We start from the raw sequence: 14,434 nt of genomic DNA, 5'->3' as shown, positions 1-14,434 counted from the left end.
GAAGCTTCATGCCCGAAACTATTATTGCAATTGAAAATCTGAGCAAGGCGTTTAAAAAAGCTGCCATCCAGGATTTATTGGTGCTTAAAGACATCAATTTTGAATTACATGAAGGTGAAATTGTGGCTTTGCTTGGGAAATCGGGCTCTGGTAAATCCACTTTGTTGCGCATTATCGCCGGCCTTATTTCCCCAACCAGCGGCAGGGTATCCTATCGCGGGTATCCTGTTGTCAAACCTGTGCCCGGTATTGCCATGGTATTTCAATCATTTGCCTTAATGCCTTGGCTGACGGTACTGGAAAATGTGGAATTGGGTTTGGAAGCGCAAGGGATCCCAAGGGAAGAACGGCGCCGCCGTGCCATTGAAGCCATTGATATTATTGGGCTTGATGGATTTGAATCCGCTTTCCCGAAAGAATTATCCGGCGGCATGCGGCAGCGGGTTGGTTTTGCGCGCGCTTTGGTAATTAATCCGGATGTTTTATTGATGGATGAACCGTTTTCCGCCCTGGACGTGTTGACTGCCGAAAATTTGAAATCGGATTTATTGGAATTGTGGCAAGAAAAAAAGACTAACACCAATGGTATTTTATTAGTTACCCATAATATTGAAGAAGCCATCATGCTGGCAGACCGTATTGTCATTTTAGGCAGTGATCCGGGCTATATACGTGCAGAACTCTCGGTTCCCTTGCCACACCCACGCGATGCCGAAACTCATGAATTCCGTACTTTGGTCGATCGCATTTATACCTTGATGACGACCGGGCCAAAAGGCAAAACAAGGCATGCCTTGCGCGAGCGTCACATCGGTTTGGGATATCGATTACCGGATGTGGAGCCTTCGGAATTGTCAGGATTGATTGAAACGATTAAGTCCTTTAAAGACCGCATTGACTTGCCTGAGTTATCCGATGAATTGATGATGAATGTGGATGATTTATTCCCAATCCTGGAAACGCTGGAAGTATTGGGTTTTGCCAGAATTTTGGAAGGGGATATCCAACTTACCGAATTGGGCAAAGAATTTTCGGAAGCCGATTTACAAGAACGCAAGCGCTTGTTCGCGCAAAGCTTGTTGGAAAAAGTGCCGCTGGCCCGTTACATTTGCAAAATTCTGGATGAAAAAAGTGGCCACCGTGTTTCTGAAGAACGGTTTTTAAGCAAACTTGAAGATTATTTAAGTGAGAAAGAAGCGGACAGAGTGTTGCGGACCATGATTGATTGGGGGCGTTACGCCGAACTTTTTGCTTATGATTTCAACACGGGAATTTTAAGTTTGGAAAATCCAGGATTTTATTCAGGTTGATTATTTCTCAACTAGCTTATTAATGTTACAATAACGCTATTTGTAATGGGGCTATTGAGTGATTAGTGACGGTAATCATGACCTTATTGGGCCAAAGGAAGAAAAAAACAATAGTTTCTACACGTGTGCCCAAATTTCAATAAAAAAGCCTGCAGCGCGCGATTTTTTTATTTGCGAGGCCCTGCCGCAAGAACCTTATCCCAACTCATTCGTATTGTTAAAAAAAGAATCATGGCAGCTTGTACATTACAATCATGCAGTCCAGCCCGCTTTTTTGAAGCCGGAACAATTCGCTGATAAAACGTTTCTTACTGTCTTGGAGCGTTTGTCCAAGGCTAACATTGAGGAAATTATATCCGCGCATTTTGATACACTTCGTTCTGCCTTGATTGCTACCATCCGTTATGAAAAATTTAACCGTGGCATTCGTGTAGGGATAGCTCATTCCAATCGGGGGCGCCTGCTTTATTCTAGTGATTTTGGTCCATGTCAGGCTGTTTTTGCCCGCTTGAAAAATGAATTTGCCCTCTACCATGCAGTCGTCATGTCTGAAGGTGATTCATTAATGGGTTTTGTAGAACTGATAAAACAGGATGTTATTGATGTCTTTGTCGTGCAGAAAGCAACCGTGAAGAGTAATGCAACCAAGGCTCCCTATCTTGCAGTTGCCCTGGCGAAGCATTTACCTGGGATATCAGTAAAAAGAATTTGCGTAGAAGATTATCGTTGTATTTATCTCGACGCTGCCAGGGATTTAATTATTTTGAGTTCCAATTTGGTAAAAGATAAACAGCAAGCAACCGAAATTATTACTTCAGAATTAACTGAGCATGATTTGAATAATGGTATCCCGGTTGAGCAAAGCGTCTTGGATATATTTATGAACTATGAATATGAATACAGATTGATCGAAGAAAATGAAGAAATTACCGTGCAATTTCCTGCAATGAGCATCCCTGCCCGGCTGGTAATTCATGCTGCCAAACATTTTTTAAAACACACGGCAACGCAACGCAGCCGCAATAGTTTAACGTTTTATAAACCCGTGGAAGACGATGTTTCCCTTTCCCTATCGGATAGTTTACGCATAATTTGCGGGCAGGAACAAAAGCAGGAAGCTTCATGCTGCAGCTTATTATAGCGCTGCAGCATGTGGCAAATTAAGCGGATGGCTTATTTTGCTTGGCTTTATCAACCAGGAAGTCGAGTATGGCAAAAAAACGCTCTTCGGTTTTTGCCAATTGCAAATCCGTTTTATATTGATTATTTACCAGGACAGCGGGGACGGCATTGATTTGGTAAAGCCCCATCATTTTTTTGCTGTTGCTAATTTCCATATCAATATTGGGCGAATGATAGAACGCACTGCGGATAATTTCCGCATCCATTCCCTGGCTTGTAAAAAAATCTACCATAGCCTGGTTGCTGCTTAATGGCAACTTGTCTTTCAGAATGGCTTTAAATAATACGGGTGTAAGTTGGTTCCCCATGCCCAGTGCTTCGGCAGTATAGTAAGCTTTTGCATAATACTCCCAGTTTTTATTAAAAATAACGGGAACTTTATGGTAAGAAATTTTATTTCCTTGCTGTTCTACCCATTTCATTAAGGGCGCTTCCAGGCGATAACACCAAGGGCAACCATAACTGAAAAATTCAGTAACCGGTACGGCTTTTGTTGGGTTTTGCGTTGTACTGTTACTGGCAATAACCGTGTAATCCGTGCCTTCTGTGAAGGGTTCAGCCAATGCACTGACTGGCATAAGGATTATTAAAATGAATGCAATAAAATATTTAAACATACACACACCTTGGTTTTTTAATGTAATCCCGCGACATAATATGCGACTGCTTCCATATCTTCTTTACTCATACGCACGCTGATATCGCGCATGATTTCATTGAAATCATTACTGCGCTGATTGTCTTTAAAAGCTTGCAATTGTTGCATAGTATACACGGCTTGTTGTCCAGAGAGTACTGGGAAGCCAGCTTGCGCATTACCAGTGCCCCGCGGTCCATGGCAAGCAATGCATGCCGTGATATGACTTTTAAAATCACCGCCGCGGTATAACTGCTCGCCGCGGGCAATAAAGCGCTGTGGAGTCTGTCCTTCCGGCAAAGGCAGCTTGGAATAATAAACAGCCAGATCCTCAATGTCTTGGTCGCTTAATTTGGCTACTATAGGCGCCATGATGGGCGAATTACGCGTGGAAGCCTGTTTATAATCACGTAATTGTTTAGCTAAATAACCAGCATGCTGGCCTGCCAGACTTGGCCATTGCGGATTGGTGCTGATGCCTTTCGCGCCGTGGCAAGCCACGCATGCGGCGGCTTTAGCTTCGCCATCCTGATAATTGCCCGCTGCATAGGAAGAAAAGCACAACAATAAAAGGATAAAAACCATTTTTTTCATGGTTATCTCACCGGTTGAATCTGGTTTAATGGTACACTGCAATAAAGCGTATCTGCAATTCCTGCATCACAATAGGGGAGTATTCAAATGATATGCAGCGGCCGCTTGACCTTGCAAACCGTTAAGCCACCCCTGCCGTGAGATTTGCATCTTGCAAGTTATGTAGCGATAATGCGGGGCTTGGCTTTGTAATTCCACGCTAATTTCATCATGCGAAACCCTTATACTAAAACTATTTTTCTTAAAAGCGCTGCTAAGGTTGAACAATTACCGGAAGACAGCGGTTATGAAGTCGCTTTTGCTGGCCGTTCCAATGCTGGGAAATCAAGTGCCTTAAACCGGTTGACCGGTATCCGCCAACTGGCCCGCACCAGTAAAACGCCCGGACGCACGCAATTGATCAATTTATTTACCATAGGAGATACCGACAGGCGTTTGGTCGATCTGCCGGGTTACGGGTATGCAAAAGTAGGTTTGGCCATGAAGCGGGATTGGCAGCAAAATTTAGCGCATTATCTGGAAGTGCGGCAAAGCTTAAAAGGCTTGGTTTTGCTTATGGATATACGCCATCCGCTGAAAGAATTGGATACGACGATGATAAACTGGGCCATCCATCGGGAATTACCGGTGCGTATATTATTGACCAAGGCGGACAAGTTAAGCCGCGGGCAGGCACAAAGCACGGTATTAAATGTGCGCAAGCATTATCAGACTGTCGCGCACTTGCTTAGCGTGCAGGCATTTTCCTCACTAAGCGGCCTGGGTGTTGATGAGTTAATCCATGCACTTAATGAATGGTTCGCCTGGGATGATATAGAGGCCCAAACCGGTTAATTAGCCTTTCCGGGTGTCATATTGGCAGCATGACGGGGCGCATCATCTTCTGCTTTTATTTGGGCAACTGCCTCACGTTGCTTCTTTTTTAACAAATTTTGCGGAGATGCTTCAAAAAAGTCGGGTGTACCTGGAAATTTTTGGCCCTGTTTCTCAGGGGATTTTTTTGTATCGATGCTTGGTTCGTGCAGTCTTAGTTTATACATATTCATTCCTTGGCAGTTGGGATGGCTAAATTGTTTACTGATTAAAAAGATTCAAGAAGCTTTATAATCGCTGAAAAATCCAGGCTGCTATTTCCCTGCTCGGCAAATTGTTGATAAAGCTCTGTCGCATGTGCACCCATGGGGGTTTTTACGCCAACCGCAGCAGCGCACGTTTGACTTAAATTTAAATCCTTTAGCATCATGGCACTGGCGAAACCGGGCTGATAGTCATGGTTGGCCGGTACATTTTCCAATATTCCCGCTACAGGAACGTATTTGCTCATGGCCCAGCATTGCCCAGAGGAATTGCTGACCACTTCAAATAATTTGCCAGCCTCCAGGCCTAAATGTTTGGCCAGAATAAAAGCTTCGCTTACGGCAATCATGGAAATGCCCAATATCATATTGTTGCAGATTTTGGCTGCCTGCCCGCTGCCTGCTTTCCCCGTGTGGATAATATTTTTTCCTAGGTGCCTGAGGATGGGGTTGGCGCGGTTAAAACTTTCCCTGGTGCCGCCTACCATAAAGGTTAAGCTGGCTGCACTTGCGCCGGCAACTCCCCCAGAGACTGGCGCATCCAAATACGCATGCTGGTAAGTTTGTGCGGTTTGGTGCATCGTTTGTGAACTTTGTACATCGATGGAAGAGCAATCTATGAACAGCGTGTTTTTGCCTGCCGAGGCAAACAAGCCTTGTTCGCCTAGACAAACTTGCTGCACTTGTTCGCCGGTTTGCAGCATAGTGATGACGGCCGTTTTATCTCTGGCCGTTTCCTGTACCGTATTGGCCGTTTGCCCTCCAGCTTCGGCAAAGCTTTGCAAGGCCCTGGGGTTTACGTCATAACCGGTTACCTGATAACCGGCTTTAAGCAAATTAACCGCCATTGGCAATCCCATATGCCCCAACCCAACAAATCCTATGTGCTCCATGTCTCCTCCACCTGCAGTGAATTACCTATTAGTGAGCCGGCATGACAAACGTGGATCCATCCATCTCGCTTACCGGCCATTTACAGGTAACCGTTTTTCTTTTTGTGTAAAACTGGATGCTTTCCAAACCATGCATGTTGGTATCGCCAAAAGATGATTGTTTCCAGCCGCCAAACGGGTGGTTGGCTACCGGCACCGGAATGGGGATATTGATGCCAACCATTCCTGCCTGCACCCGCTGGCTGTATTCACGTGCGGTATAGCCGTCGCGTGTGAAAATCGCGGTGCCATTGCCATACTGGTTACGGTTCACTAAAGCAAGCGCTGCAGAAAAATCTTGCACACGTACCACAATTAAAACAGGCCCAAAGATTTCTTGTTGATAAAGCCCCATGTTTTCGCTGACTTTATCAAATAAAGTGGCACCCAAAAAATAACCTTGCGGGTATTGTGCGTGTTTAAAATCGCGCCCATCGATGATCAGTTCTGCGCCTTCAGAAATGCCGTTATTAATGGCAGTTAACACCCGTTGCCTATGGGTGCTGCTGATTAGCGGCCCCATATCTGCATAAGCTGCATCGCCGGCATCAATCCGCATGGCTTGAATCAAAGGTTTCATTGTCCCGATGAGTGCATCGGCAGTATGCTCGCCCACCGTCACTACGACCGAGATAGCCATGCAGCGCTCACCGGCTGAACCAAAGGCGGCACCGACAATTGCATTGGCGGCCTGTTCCATATCCGCATCTGGCATGACCACGCAGTGGTTCTTGGCGCCGCCGAAAGTATGGGCGCGCTTCCCAAGTTTTGTTGCCGTAGTATAAATATGTGCCGCCACCGGGGTGGATGCTACAGCCGTGAAGGCGGCAATGTCCGGGTGGTGCAGCAGGTAATCCACTGTCGATTTGTCTCCTTGCACACAATTAGCAACCCCCGCGGGCAAACCTGCCTCACTCAATAATTCCAATAAGCGCAGCGGGGCTGACGGGTCTTGTTCGGAAGGTTTTAATATGAAGGTGTTGCCGCAAGCTATGGCAGGTATCATCATCCACACCGGCACCATGACCGGAAAATTGAAAGGCGATACGCCAGCACATACACCTAATGGTTGGCGCATGGTGTAAGAATCGATTTGACTAGCTACATTTGCTGAATACTGGCCCTGCAATTGTGAGATAATCCCGCAGTGAAATTCCACCACTTCAATTGCACGTGCAATGGAGCCTCTTGCATCCTCAAGTGTTTTCCCATGCTCGCGTGTGACGATTTGTGCAAGCTCGGATTGATGTTTTTCTAAAAGTTCGCGAAATTTAAATAAAACCCGCGCTCTTTTCAAAGGCGGTGTATCAGCCCAGGTTGGCCATGCTTTGCTGGCAGCTTCCACAGCATGGGCGCAGACTCGTTTATCGGCGATAAAACACTGTCCGATTTTTTCACCCAATGCGGGGTTATAAATATCCAGCGCATGGGTTTCATCATCACTATAAGCTTTGCCGTCAATAAAATGAGGGACTGTGTACACCATCTTAAACTCCTTGTCATCGAGGTTTTTGTACAGCATGTAAAGCAATGTAAAACAGTGTAGCAAGGTTCTTGCTATTTATCATTGAGCAAATGTTCAAGTCCATAGTAAAGAGAATTCAAACGCTGTACGCGTTGGCAGGCGAGAAGCAAGCCAGGCATAAAACTGATGCGATCAATGCTATTGTGTACAATCGACAAAGTTTCACCGGGATTTCCAAAAATAACTTGCTGGGCAGCAAGGATGCCAGGCAAGCGTATGGAATGAATGTTGACGTTGCGGTGTGTGCCGCCGCGCGCACCGGGCAGAAGCTCTTTTAAAAGCAGCGTATTTTTTTCCTGCCGCCGGGCGGCATCGATCATTTCTGCGGTTTTCATGGCGGTACCCGATGGGGCATCGAGCTTCTGCTGGTGGTGCGCTTCAATGATTTCCACTTCCGGTAGAAAGCGGGCCGCCTGGGCTGCGAATTGCATCATCAGCACCGCAGCAATGGAAAAATTGGGCACAATGATCCCGCCTAAATTTTGCTCGCTGCATAAATTTTGCAAAATGCGGATTTCTTCATCCTGCAGGCCGCTGGTGCCAATGATGGGGTGGGCGCCACTTTGAATAATAGCGAGGCTATTTTGATAAACACAGTCGGCGCGGGTCAAATCAATGACAATTTGTGCAGCGGTTCTGGCAATTTCTTGCTGCAAATTGTCTGCGCGCCCTAAAGCGGCAACCAACTCAAAATCGGCATGATTGCGGATCGTCTCGGCCGCTAAAGCTCCCATTTTCCCATGGGCACCATTCACAATGACGCGCGTTTGCATAAATTCTCCAGCAGTGGGTAAGAAGATGATTTACTCATTTTTCATCGGTTTTGCATCACTATCAGGTGCGGTAGCAGCATTAGGGGCGTGCACGATGCGCCACGCCCACATGCTTGCCGGAATCCAGCCAACCACCGTGGCTTGCAGGATCAATGCAATCAGAGCGCCTCCGGGGTTGTCATTGAGGAATAATACTACCCATGGGAAGAAAATAGCCAGTAATGACATGAATAAACGTTTCATAATGTATCTGCCTTTTTTAAAAGGAATACAATGCCAAGAATGCTTTTAAAAGCATATCATAAGCCATTTAGAATCACTTGCAAATTAAGGTTAAACGCTGTAGATTGTAGCTCTTTTTACCCCCATCCCCCCGATTTAATTGACACGCACAAGGGTTATTGCATGAGAAAACAGGAGCTGCATCCTCGTACAGCAGTCGTTAACAAAAAGCAAAAAAATGAATCCAAAAAAGCGCGTTATGATGCCTTGCGCTGGCTTGCAGTAAATTTTCCCAAAGCATTTGATAACAGTGTGAGCATCCAGCCTTTAAAAGCAGGCATTATGGACGATATTTTAGCTTATGCTGACAAGGCTGAAGCGGATGGTATCTCCCGCAGCAAACTGCGTGAGGCTGTAGTGGTGTACACCCGACGCGTTGATTATCTCGCCACTTTAAAGGCGCGCGAGATGCGCATCGATTTGCAGGGGAATCCTGTCGTTGCAGTCAGTGAAGAAGAAGCTGAGCGCGCGGCCAGCAAGCTTAAAAAACGTGTAGAGAAAAGTGCCAAGAATACCCGCAGAAATTTGCTTCCTGCCAAGACTTTGGGACAAGGCGAAGTAAAAACCATGAATCCGCAGGCTTATTCTTTCGGGCAAGATGGCATGTCTGCGGAACGTTCTTTATCTGCAGCATGGCAGGGTGGTACCCCACCGGCAAAATCAGCTCCAGTCATGATTAGACATAAACAAAGCCGCCAATATGATCCAGACGCGGTAGCGCGTTTAAAGGAAAAATTAGGCTTGCCTGCCAAGAGGGAAATTTCCGACTAATATTGCGCCCTAAAATGCCTAAGTGATTATTATTAACCTATCATGGATATTTTTTGATCTTTTATGGTATGATATGTCCATTTAGGTATTTAGGTAGTACGCAATGATTACGAAAGAAGCAGCACAGCAACAATTACAAGCGCTATTGCAGCGCGTTGAGCATTTGATAGAAAGCAATCCCTTTATGAAGCTCAGGTCGAGTTCAACAGTCGGCTATACCAATGTTGACAATTTCATATTGGGTAACCGGGTGTCGTTTAATGGCGCCCTGATTGCGCAAGTACAGCAAATGCGTCAATTGTTAAGTGTAGAAGCGAGTGAGTTAAGCGCTAATCTGAACGATCAATTTGAATTACTGAATGTAGAGAAAGTCAACCTTGACCAGCATTTTTTCATCCAGAACAAGGAATTAACCCGGTATATCAATGACTTGACTCCTTATAATTACAAATTTTTCCTGCAAAATATTTATCGCGGCGAGGCTGCATTCCGTTTGAATGTGATGGTGTTTTGTCTCAAATTCACAAAAATTTACCAGGATTTGCTACCAATGTTATCATCATTTGATGATAAACAGATGTTGGCTCTGGAAAGCAAGATAAGTGGCTTGAAGGCAGGGGTTGAACTGCTGGAAGACTCCGTAAAGTTATATAATGAATTCAACCCGCTCCTGAAAAATTTTGTTAGCGAATACGATAAGACGATTGCTGAAATTGATAAGGAAAATGCCCTTAAGTCATACGTTCAACAAAAAGCCAAGGAAGAAGCGCTGCAACGCAGGCCGAAGATCATCCAGGCAGAGCAAGCTGCTATAAAATGGGACCGGCGCCGGAAAACATTAACCGAAGAAGAATTACAGCAGTTAACAAAACTGGGAGAGCAAATAGCCTCTTCCTTTGCGCCACAAAAAGAAGAATTTATTAAAAAATTTACGCAGTTACACGATGCTTTTGTAAAACCTAAAACTGATTTTAATTTGTTCATGACCAAGATGGAGCAATACCAAGCCCGTTTGGAAGAGAATGTGTCGCATAGCTCGGATTATGCGGCCATATCTGCAATCGCCGCAGAACAAATCCGCTGCCTAAAGCAATTGCAGAATAATTATTTTGTCAAGCGCAGCATCGATAGAGATTTATTTAAGCAACAATGCGAAGTAGCCGTCTTTAAAGCACTTCCATTCTTAAATATATTGCAAGGCAATTATGAGCGTTTGAGCGCCTTTGCTGCGTCTGATTCTGCTTATGCCAAGGAATATAAAGAAGCAGAAGGCACCGCATTTACCTTAATCCAGTCGCTGCAGGAAATCGAGAAAGAATTTTTCGTGGAAAAATCGATTGATTTGGCAACTTGCCTAAAGCGCTGCAAAGAAGCGATCGAACTGGCAAGACCGGTATTGGCGACCCATCGCAGCTGGTTTAGGCCTTTTGCAGTATTGGCATTCTTAGCCGCCAGTGTTTTCACGCTGGGATTGGTGCCATTAGTCAGCTACCTGCAAACAGGCGATGCATACTATTATTTCCGCACCACCTCTGAACAAAATTTAAATGCCTATGCAAAAAAATTAAGCCAGTTTTCATTGTTCACGGCGGAGCCCAAGCCAAAATCGATCGTTATGGAAGAAGAAATCAAATTTGATGAAGAAGATCCGGCTCCTTTGACAGCGAATGTACACTAATCAATCAGGCGCGAATAATTTCCATATTGTTCGTGCCACCCGGTTCGCCAATTTTGCTGCCGCGGGTTAGTAATAAAAAAGTATTTTTTGCAATCAACCCTTTTCCCAGTAAGATACGGATGGCTTCGCGATTGATTTCTTCCTCAGCCAAGCTGCGGTAATCAAGAAATACAGGGAAAACATTATTTGCCAGGCTTAATCTGCGCACCGTGGTTTCATTGGCGGTGATGGCATAAATAGGTACGGTGCTATGCAGCCGCGACATCCAAATCGCCGTGGCACCTGATTCAGTTAGTGCCAAAATTGCTTTAATCGGGAAGTGATTAGCCACTTGCATGGCGGCCATGGCAATGGCTTGATCAGCGCGCTGGTAGGAACACTGCTCTACGTCATTATGATAAAAAAAAGCGGCATGTTTTTCGGCACTTAAACAGATTTTATCGACCATTTGGATGACTTTTACCGGAAAAAGGCCGCTGGCAGTTTCTGCGGAAAGCATGACGGCATCGGTTCCATCCAATATGGCGTTGGCCACATCCGAAACTTCCGCACGCGTTGGCTGGGGATGAGTTATCATTGATTCCATCATCTGTGTGGCGGTGATGACGACCCGGTTCAAACGTCTGGTTTGCTCAATGATTTGCTTTTGAATCGCAGGAACTTCAGCAGGGCCAATTTCCACGCCAAGATCACCACGCGCTACCATCACTGCATCTGCAGCAAGGATGATGTCAGTCAGGTTAGCCAATGCTTCCGTGCGTTCAATCTTGGCAATGACAGGCAAATCGTTGGCTCCCAAATCCGCCAGCAACTTGCGTGCAGCCATAATGTCGTTTGCATCTTTTACAAAAGACAGGGTAATGTAATCGACCCCGGCGCTTATGGCTGTGGCCATGTCTTTTTTATCTTTTGCGGTGAGCGTCCGCGCAGCCAGCCCGCCACCTTTACGGTTAATTCCTTTGTTGTTGCTTAAAATCCCGGCTTCAATTACTTCACATTCAATGACTGGCGGGTGGATAGCCGTGACTAACAATTCGATTAACCCATCATCGAGGAGCAGCCGATCACCTGCCTGTAGCTCGTGGCAAAGTTGCGGGTAATCCACGCTGACACCGCAGGCATCGCCCAGTTTATCATCAGGCTGGCAGCGTAGGGTAAACATTTGGCCCGTGGTCAAGGTGACTGAATTATTGATAAAGCGGCCGATGCGGATTTTGGGACCCTGCAGATCCGCCATAATGGCAAGAGGGCGCTGCAACTGTGCAGCTAAGGCCCGTGTTTCCTTAATGATATGCACGACTTCTTTTGTGGCATGGGAAAAATTGATGCGCAGCACATCTACGCCGGCCAAGAGCATGGCACGCAAAGTTGCTGGCTCCTGGCTTGCGGGGCCGATGGTTGCGACAATCTTAGTCCGCCGTGGCATGTCCCCGTTCCTTAAGGATGGCAACAGCAGGCAGAGTTTTCCCTTCCAGGAATTCCAGAAATGCGCCGCCGCCCGTGGAAATATAAGATATTTGCTCCGTCAGGTCATATTGATCAATAGCCGCCAACGTATCGCCACCGCCTGCAATGCTAAACGCATCGCTATCTGCAATAGCAATGGCAAGCGCGCGCGTGCCATAGGCAAATTGCGGAAATTCAAAGACGCCAAGAGGGCCATTCCAGATAATTGTTTTTGCGCCGTCCAGCGCATCGGTGTAGCGGACGATAGTATCCGGGCCAATATCCATGATCATGTCGTCGTTGGCAATATTTTGCAGCGATTTGGTGAAAGCAGGGCATGCATCTGAAAAGGATTTGCCGACGACTACATCCGATGGCAGGGGAATTTGGCAACCATTTTCTTCAGCCAGTTTGAGGATGTAACGGGCTTCGTCCAACAGATCAGGCTCATAAAGAGATACGCCTATTTCCTGGCCTTTTGCCTTTAAAAAGGTATTGGCAATGCCACCGCCCGGGATAAGCACGTCCACCATTTCCACCATTTTTTTAAGCAGGGTTAATTTGGAAGAAACTTTCGCACCGCCGACGATTGCAACAATAGGACGTTCAGGCTCATGCAACACGTGTTGCAAAGCTTCGAGCTCACGCAATAACAGTGGGCCTGCCGCCGCAACCGGCGCATATTTGGCTACCCCGTAGGTGGAAGCATGGGCGCGATGCGCTGTACCAAAAGCATCCATGACGAAGATGTCGCAAAGGCTGGCCAGTTTTTTAGCCAGGGTGTCATCGTTACTTTTCTCGCCGCGGTTAAAACGTACATTTTCACAAATCACCAATTCACCGGGATTTGCCTCAACGCCATTTAAATAATCGCTGACAAATTTAACCGGGTAATCGAGGTGTGACGCCAAATATTTTGCCACAGGCTGCAATGAGTAGCGGCTTTCCTCGCGCCCTTCCTCCGGGCGCCCGAGGTGGGATAGCACGATAACGGCCGCCCCTGCCTGCAGTGCGGCGGTTAGAGTAGGAAGCGCGGCTTGCAGGCGCTGATCACTGGTGATCATCCCGTCCTTGATGGGCACATTTAAATCTTCACGAATTAAAACCCGCTTCCCGTGCAGATCAAGCTCGCTCATCTTAATCAAATTCATGGCTTTTCCTTACAGGTTCATCATGTAATAAGCGGTATCCAGCATGCGGTTTGAAAATCCCCATTCATTGTCATACCAGGCAACGACTTTCACCAAATTACCCAAAACTTTGGTTTGCGTGGTGTCAAAAATTGCAGAAGCAGGATGGTGGTTGAAATCACAAGACACCAGCGGCTCATCATTGATGTGCAGGATATCGCTTTTGGCGCCCTGCATGATGTCATGGACTTCATCCACACTGGTAGGCTTTTTGCTGGTAAACGTTAAATCAATCACGGAAACATTGAGAGTCGGCACGCGCATGGCAAAGCCGTCCAGTTTACCGGCGAGTTCCGGCAATACCAGGCCCACCGCACTGGCGGCGCCGGTCTTGGTCGGAATGATCGAATGCGCGGCCGCGCGGGCACGGTGCAAGTCGGAATGACTGCCATCCAGCAACATTTGATCCTTGGTATAGGCATGCACGGTATTTAACAAACCATATTCAATGCCCAGGGCTTCGTGTAAAGGTTTCACCACAGGCGCCAGGCAGTTTGTCGTACAAGAGGCATTGGAAACAATCGTATCGGATGCACGCAAGTTCTCGTGGTTCACACCATACACTATGGTCGCATCAGTATTTTTCCCTGGTGCGGAAATCAATACTTTTTTTGCACCTGCGGCAATGTGTTGCATGGCTGCGTCATGGCTGGTAAAACGGCCGGTGCATTCGAGTACCACATCAACATTTAACGCCCCCCACGGCAGCTCCGCCGGGTTGCGTTCTGCAGTCACTGCAATGGCATGGCCATCCACAATGAGTTTATTGCCTTCCAAGACCACCTTGCTCTGAAACCGGCCATGGGTTGAATCGTAGCGGGTTAAGTGTGCAGTGGTTTCAATACCGGACAAATCGTTAATGGCAACGATTTCAATCTCGTGCTGGCGGTTGTATTCAAACACTGAGCGTAAAATGCAACGGCCAATGCGGCCATAACCGTTAATTGCTACTCGTATGGTCATATACTTCTCCGAATGGTGGGTATTGCAGATATACCCTCGAATTAATACTTGCGGGCTTTATTAAAACTGCAAGCA

General features: G+C 46.6%; 15 protein-coding genes. 5 read left to right on the top strand and 10 right to left on the bottom strand.

Annotated features, from left to right (window positions below; all coding sequences use genetic code 11):
• The first annotated feature begins 8 nt into the window (after nt 1-8).
• Complete coding sequence (locus NKV53_RS10375) at nt 9-1,310, top strand: AAA-associated domain-containing protein (protein ID WP_126953153.1); 1,302 nt, start codon at nt 9-11, stop codon at nt 1,308-1,310.
• A gap of 58 nt (nt 1,311-1,368) precedes the next feature.
• Entirely contained in the window at nt 1,369-2,451 is a 1,083-nt protein-coding gene (locus tag NKV53_RS10370) for a hypothetical protein (RefSeq protein ID WP_127111461.1), read from the top strand.
• A 19-nt stretch (nt 2,452-2,470) separates the two neighbouring features.
• On the opposite strand, the gene NKV53_RS10365 is transcribed toward NKV53_RS10370, so the two are convergent.
• Nucleotides 2,471-3,109 (bottom strand): thiol:disulfide interchange protein DsbA/DsbL, encoded by a 639-nt coding sequence (locus NKV53_RS10365; protein ID WP_127111460.1) that lies wholly within the window; start codon nt 3,107-3,109, stop codon nt 2,471-2,473.
• Nucleotides 3,110-3,126: 17 nt separating this feature from the next.
• The gene (locus NKV53_RS10360; protein ID WP_126953150.1) at nt 3,127-3,723 is read right to left on the bottom strand and encodes a cytochrome c; all 597 of its coding nucleotides are present in this window, start codon (nt 3,721-3,723) and stop codon (nt 3,127-3,129) included.
• A gap of 210 nt (nt 3,724-3,933) precedes the next feature.
• Here NKV53_RS10360 and yihA point away from each other — a divergent pair, with 210 nt between their 5' ends.
• On the top strand, nt 3,934-4,557 hold the full coding sequence (gene yihA, locus NKV53_RS10355; RefSeq protein ID WP_253351079.1) for a ribosome biogenesis GTP-binding protein YihA/YsxC: 624 nt from the start codon (nt 3,934-3,936) through the stop codon (nt 4,555-4,557).
• On the opposite strand, the gene NKV53_RS10350 is transcribed toward yihA, so the two are convergent.
• The 5 genes from NKV53_RS10350 to NKV53_RS10330 all read right to left on the bottom strand — a co-directional run bounded on the left by NKV53_RS10350 (nt 4,554) and on the right by NKV53_RS10330 (nt 8,272).
• The gene (locus tag NKV53_RS10350) at nt 4,554-4,763 is read right to left on the bottom strand and encodes a hypothetical protein (protein WP_253351077.1); all 210 of its coding nucleotides are present in this window, start codon (nt 4,761-4,763) and stop codon (nt 4,554-4,556) included. The two genes, yihA and NKV53_RS10350, sit on opposite strands and share 4 nt — an antisense overlap.
• A 41-nt stretch (nt 4,764-4,804) precedes the next feature.
• Nucleotides 4,805-5,692, bottom strand: coding sequence for a 3-hydroxyisobutyrate dehydrogenase (gene mmsB / locus NKV53_RS10345; RefSeq protein WP_253351075.1), 888 nt, complete (start codon nt 5,690-5,692; stop codon nt 4,805-4,807).
• A gap of 28 nt (nt 5,693-5,720) precedes the next feature.
• A complete protein-coding gene (locus NKV53_RS10340) occupies nt 5,721-7,217 on the bottom strand; it encodes a CoA-acylating methylmalonate-semialdehyde dehydrogenase (RefSeq protein WP_253351074.1) in 1,497 nt (498 codons plus the stop codon).
• A 71-nt stretch (nt 7,218-7,288) separates the two neighbouring features.
• Entirely contained in the window at nt 7,289-8,029 is a 741-nt protein-coding gene (dapB, locus tag NKV53_RS10335) for a 4-hydroxy-tetrahydrodipicolinate reductase (RefSeq protein WP_253351073.1), read from the bottom strand.
• A gap of 30 nt (nt 8,030-8,059) precedes the next feature.
• Nucleotides 8,060-8,272, bottom strand: coding sequence for a YqaE/Pmp3 family membrane protein (locus NKV53_RS10330; RefSeq protein WP_126953143.1), 213 nt, complete (start codon nt 8,270-8,272; stop codon nt 8,060-8,062).
• Between the two features lie 162 nt (nt 8,273-8,434).
• Here NKV53_RS10330 and NKV53_RS10325 point away from each other — a divergent pair, with 162 nt between their 5' ends.
• Together NKV53_RS10325 and NKV53_RS10320 are read left to right on the top strand one after the other, a co-directional pair.
• Nucleotides 8,435-9,082 carry a ProQ/FinO family protein gene (locus NKV53_RS10325; protein ID WP_126953142.1) on the top strand — a complete coding sequence of 216 codons (648 nt, stop codon included), beginning with the start codon at nt 8,435-8,437 and terminating at the stop codon, nt 9,080-9,082.
• Nucleotides 9,083-9,185: 103 nt separating this feature from the next.
• Nucleotides 9,186-10,760: a hypothetical protein gene (locus NKV53_RS10320; protein ID WP_127111459.1), complete on the top strand. Its 1,575-nt coding sequence runs from the start codon at nt 9,186-9,188 to the stop codon at nt 10,758-10,760.
• Between the two features lie 4 nt (nt 10,761-10,764).
• Here NKV53_RS10320 and pyk read toward each other — a convergent pair whose 3' ends face one another.
• The 3 genes from pyk to gap are packed head-to-tail and all read right to left on the bottom strand — an operon-like array spanning nt 10,765 to nt 14,359.
• Nucleotides 10,765-12,186 (bottom strand): pyruvate kinase, encoded by a 1,422-nt coding sequence (gene pyk, locus NKV53_RS10315; protein ID WP_127111458.1) that lies wholly within the window; start codon nt 12,184-12,186, stop codon nt 10,765-10,767.
• Nucleotides 12,170-13,357 (bottom strand): phosphoglycerate kinase, encoded by a 1,188-nt coding sequence (locus NKV53_RS10310; RefSeq protein ID WP_127032281.1) that lies wholly within the window; start codon nt 13,355-13,357, stop codon nt 12,170-12,172. Before NKV53_RS10310 ends, pyk begins: the two co-directional genes overlap by 17 nt.
• A 9-nt stretch (nt 13,358-13,366) precedes the next feature.
• Nucleotides 13,367-14,359, bottom strand: a complete 993-nt coding sequence (gene gap / locus NKV53_RS10305; RefSeq protein WP_127057321.1) for a type I glyceraldehyde-3-phosphate dehydrogenase — start codon at nt 14,357-14,359, stop codon at nt 13,367-13,369.
• Nucleotides 14,360-14,434: the final 75 nt, after the last annotated feature.

This window comes from Legionella sp. 27cVA30, assembly GCF_024160945.1.
Taxonomy (GTDB): domain Bacteria; phylum Pseudomonadota; class Gammaproteobacteria; order Legionellales; family Legionellaceae; genus Legionella_A; species Legionella_A septentrionalis.
Note: the sequence above shows the minus strand (reverse complement) of the source record. Positions and strands in the feature narration are given on the sequence as shown.

Bases quoted from the DNA above. Each gene is read 5' to 3' on its own strand.
- NKV53_RS10375 (WP_126953153.1), top strand. From the start codon at position 9: ATGCCCGAAACTATTATTGCAATTGAAAATCTGAGCAAGGCGTTTAAA.
- NKV53_RS10325 (WP_126953142.1), top strand. From the start codon at position 8,435: ATGAGAAAACAGGAGCTGCATCCTCGTACAGCAGTCGTTAACAAAAAG.
- pyk (WP_127111458.1), bottom strand. From the start codon at position 12,186: ATGCCACGGCGGACTAAGATTGTCGCAACCATCGGCCCCGCAAGCCAG.
- mmsB (WP_253351075.1), bottom strand. From the start codon at position 5,692: ATGGAGCACATAGGATTTGTTGGGTTGGGGCATATGGGATTGCCAATG.
- NKV53_RS10360 (WP_126953150.1), bottom strand. From the start codon at position 3,723: ATGAAAAAAATGGTTTTTATCCTTTTATTGTTGTGCTTTTCTTCCTAT.
- gap (WP_127057321.1), bottom strand. From the start codon at position 14,359: ATGACCATACGAGTAGCAATTAACGGTTATGGCCGCATTGGCCGTTGC.
- NKV53_RS10310 (WP_127032281.1), bottom strand. From the start codon at position 13,357: ATGAATTTGATTAAGATGAGCGAGCTTGATCTGCACGGGAAGCGGGTT.
- NKV53_RS10365 (WP_127111460.1), bottom strand. From the start codon at position 3,109: ATGTTTAAATATTTTATTGCATTCATTTTAATAATCCTTATGCCAGTC.
- NKV53_RS10350 (WP_253351077.1), bottom strand. From the start codon at position 4,763: ATGTATAAACTAAGACTGCACGAACCAAGCATCGATACAAAAAAATCC.
- dapB (WP_253351073.1), bottom strand. From the start codon at position 8,029: ATGCAAACGCGCGTCATTGTGAATGGTGCCCATGGGAAAATGGGAGCT.
- NKV53_RS10330 (WP_126953143.1), bottom strand. From the start codon at position 8,272: ATGAAACGTTTATTCATGTCATTACTGGCTATTTTCTTCCCATGGGTA.
- NKV53_RS10340 (WP_253351074.1), bottom strand. From the start codon at position 7,217: ATGGTGTACACAGTCCCTCATTTTATTGACGGCAAAGCTTATAGTGAT.
- NKV53_RS10320 (WP_127111459.1), top strand. From the start codon at position 9,186: ATGATTACGAAAGAAGCAGCACAGCAACAATTACAAGCGCTATTGCAG.
- yihA (WP_253351079.1), top strand. From the start codon at position 3,934: ATGCGAAACCCTTATACTAAAACTATTTTTCTTAAAAGCGCTGCTAAG.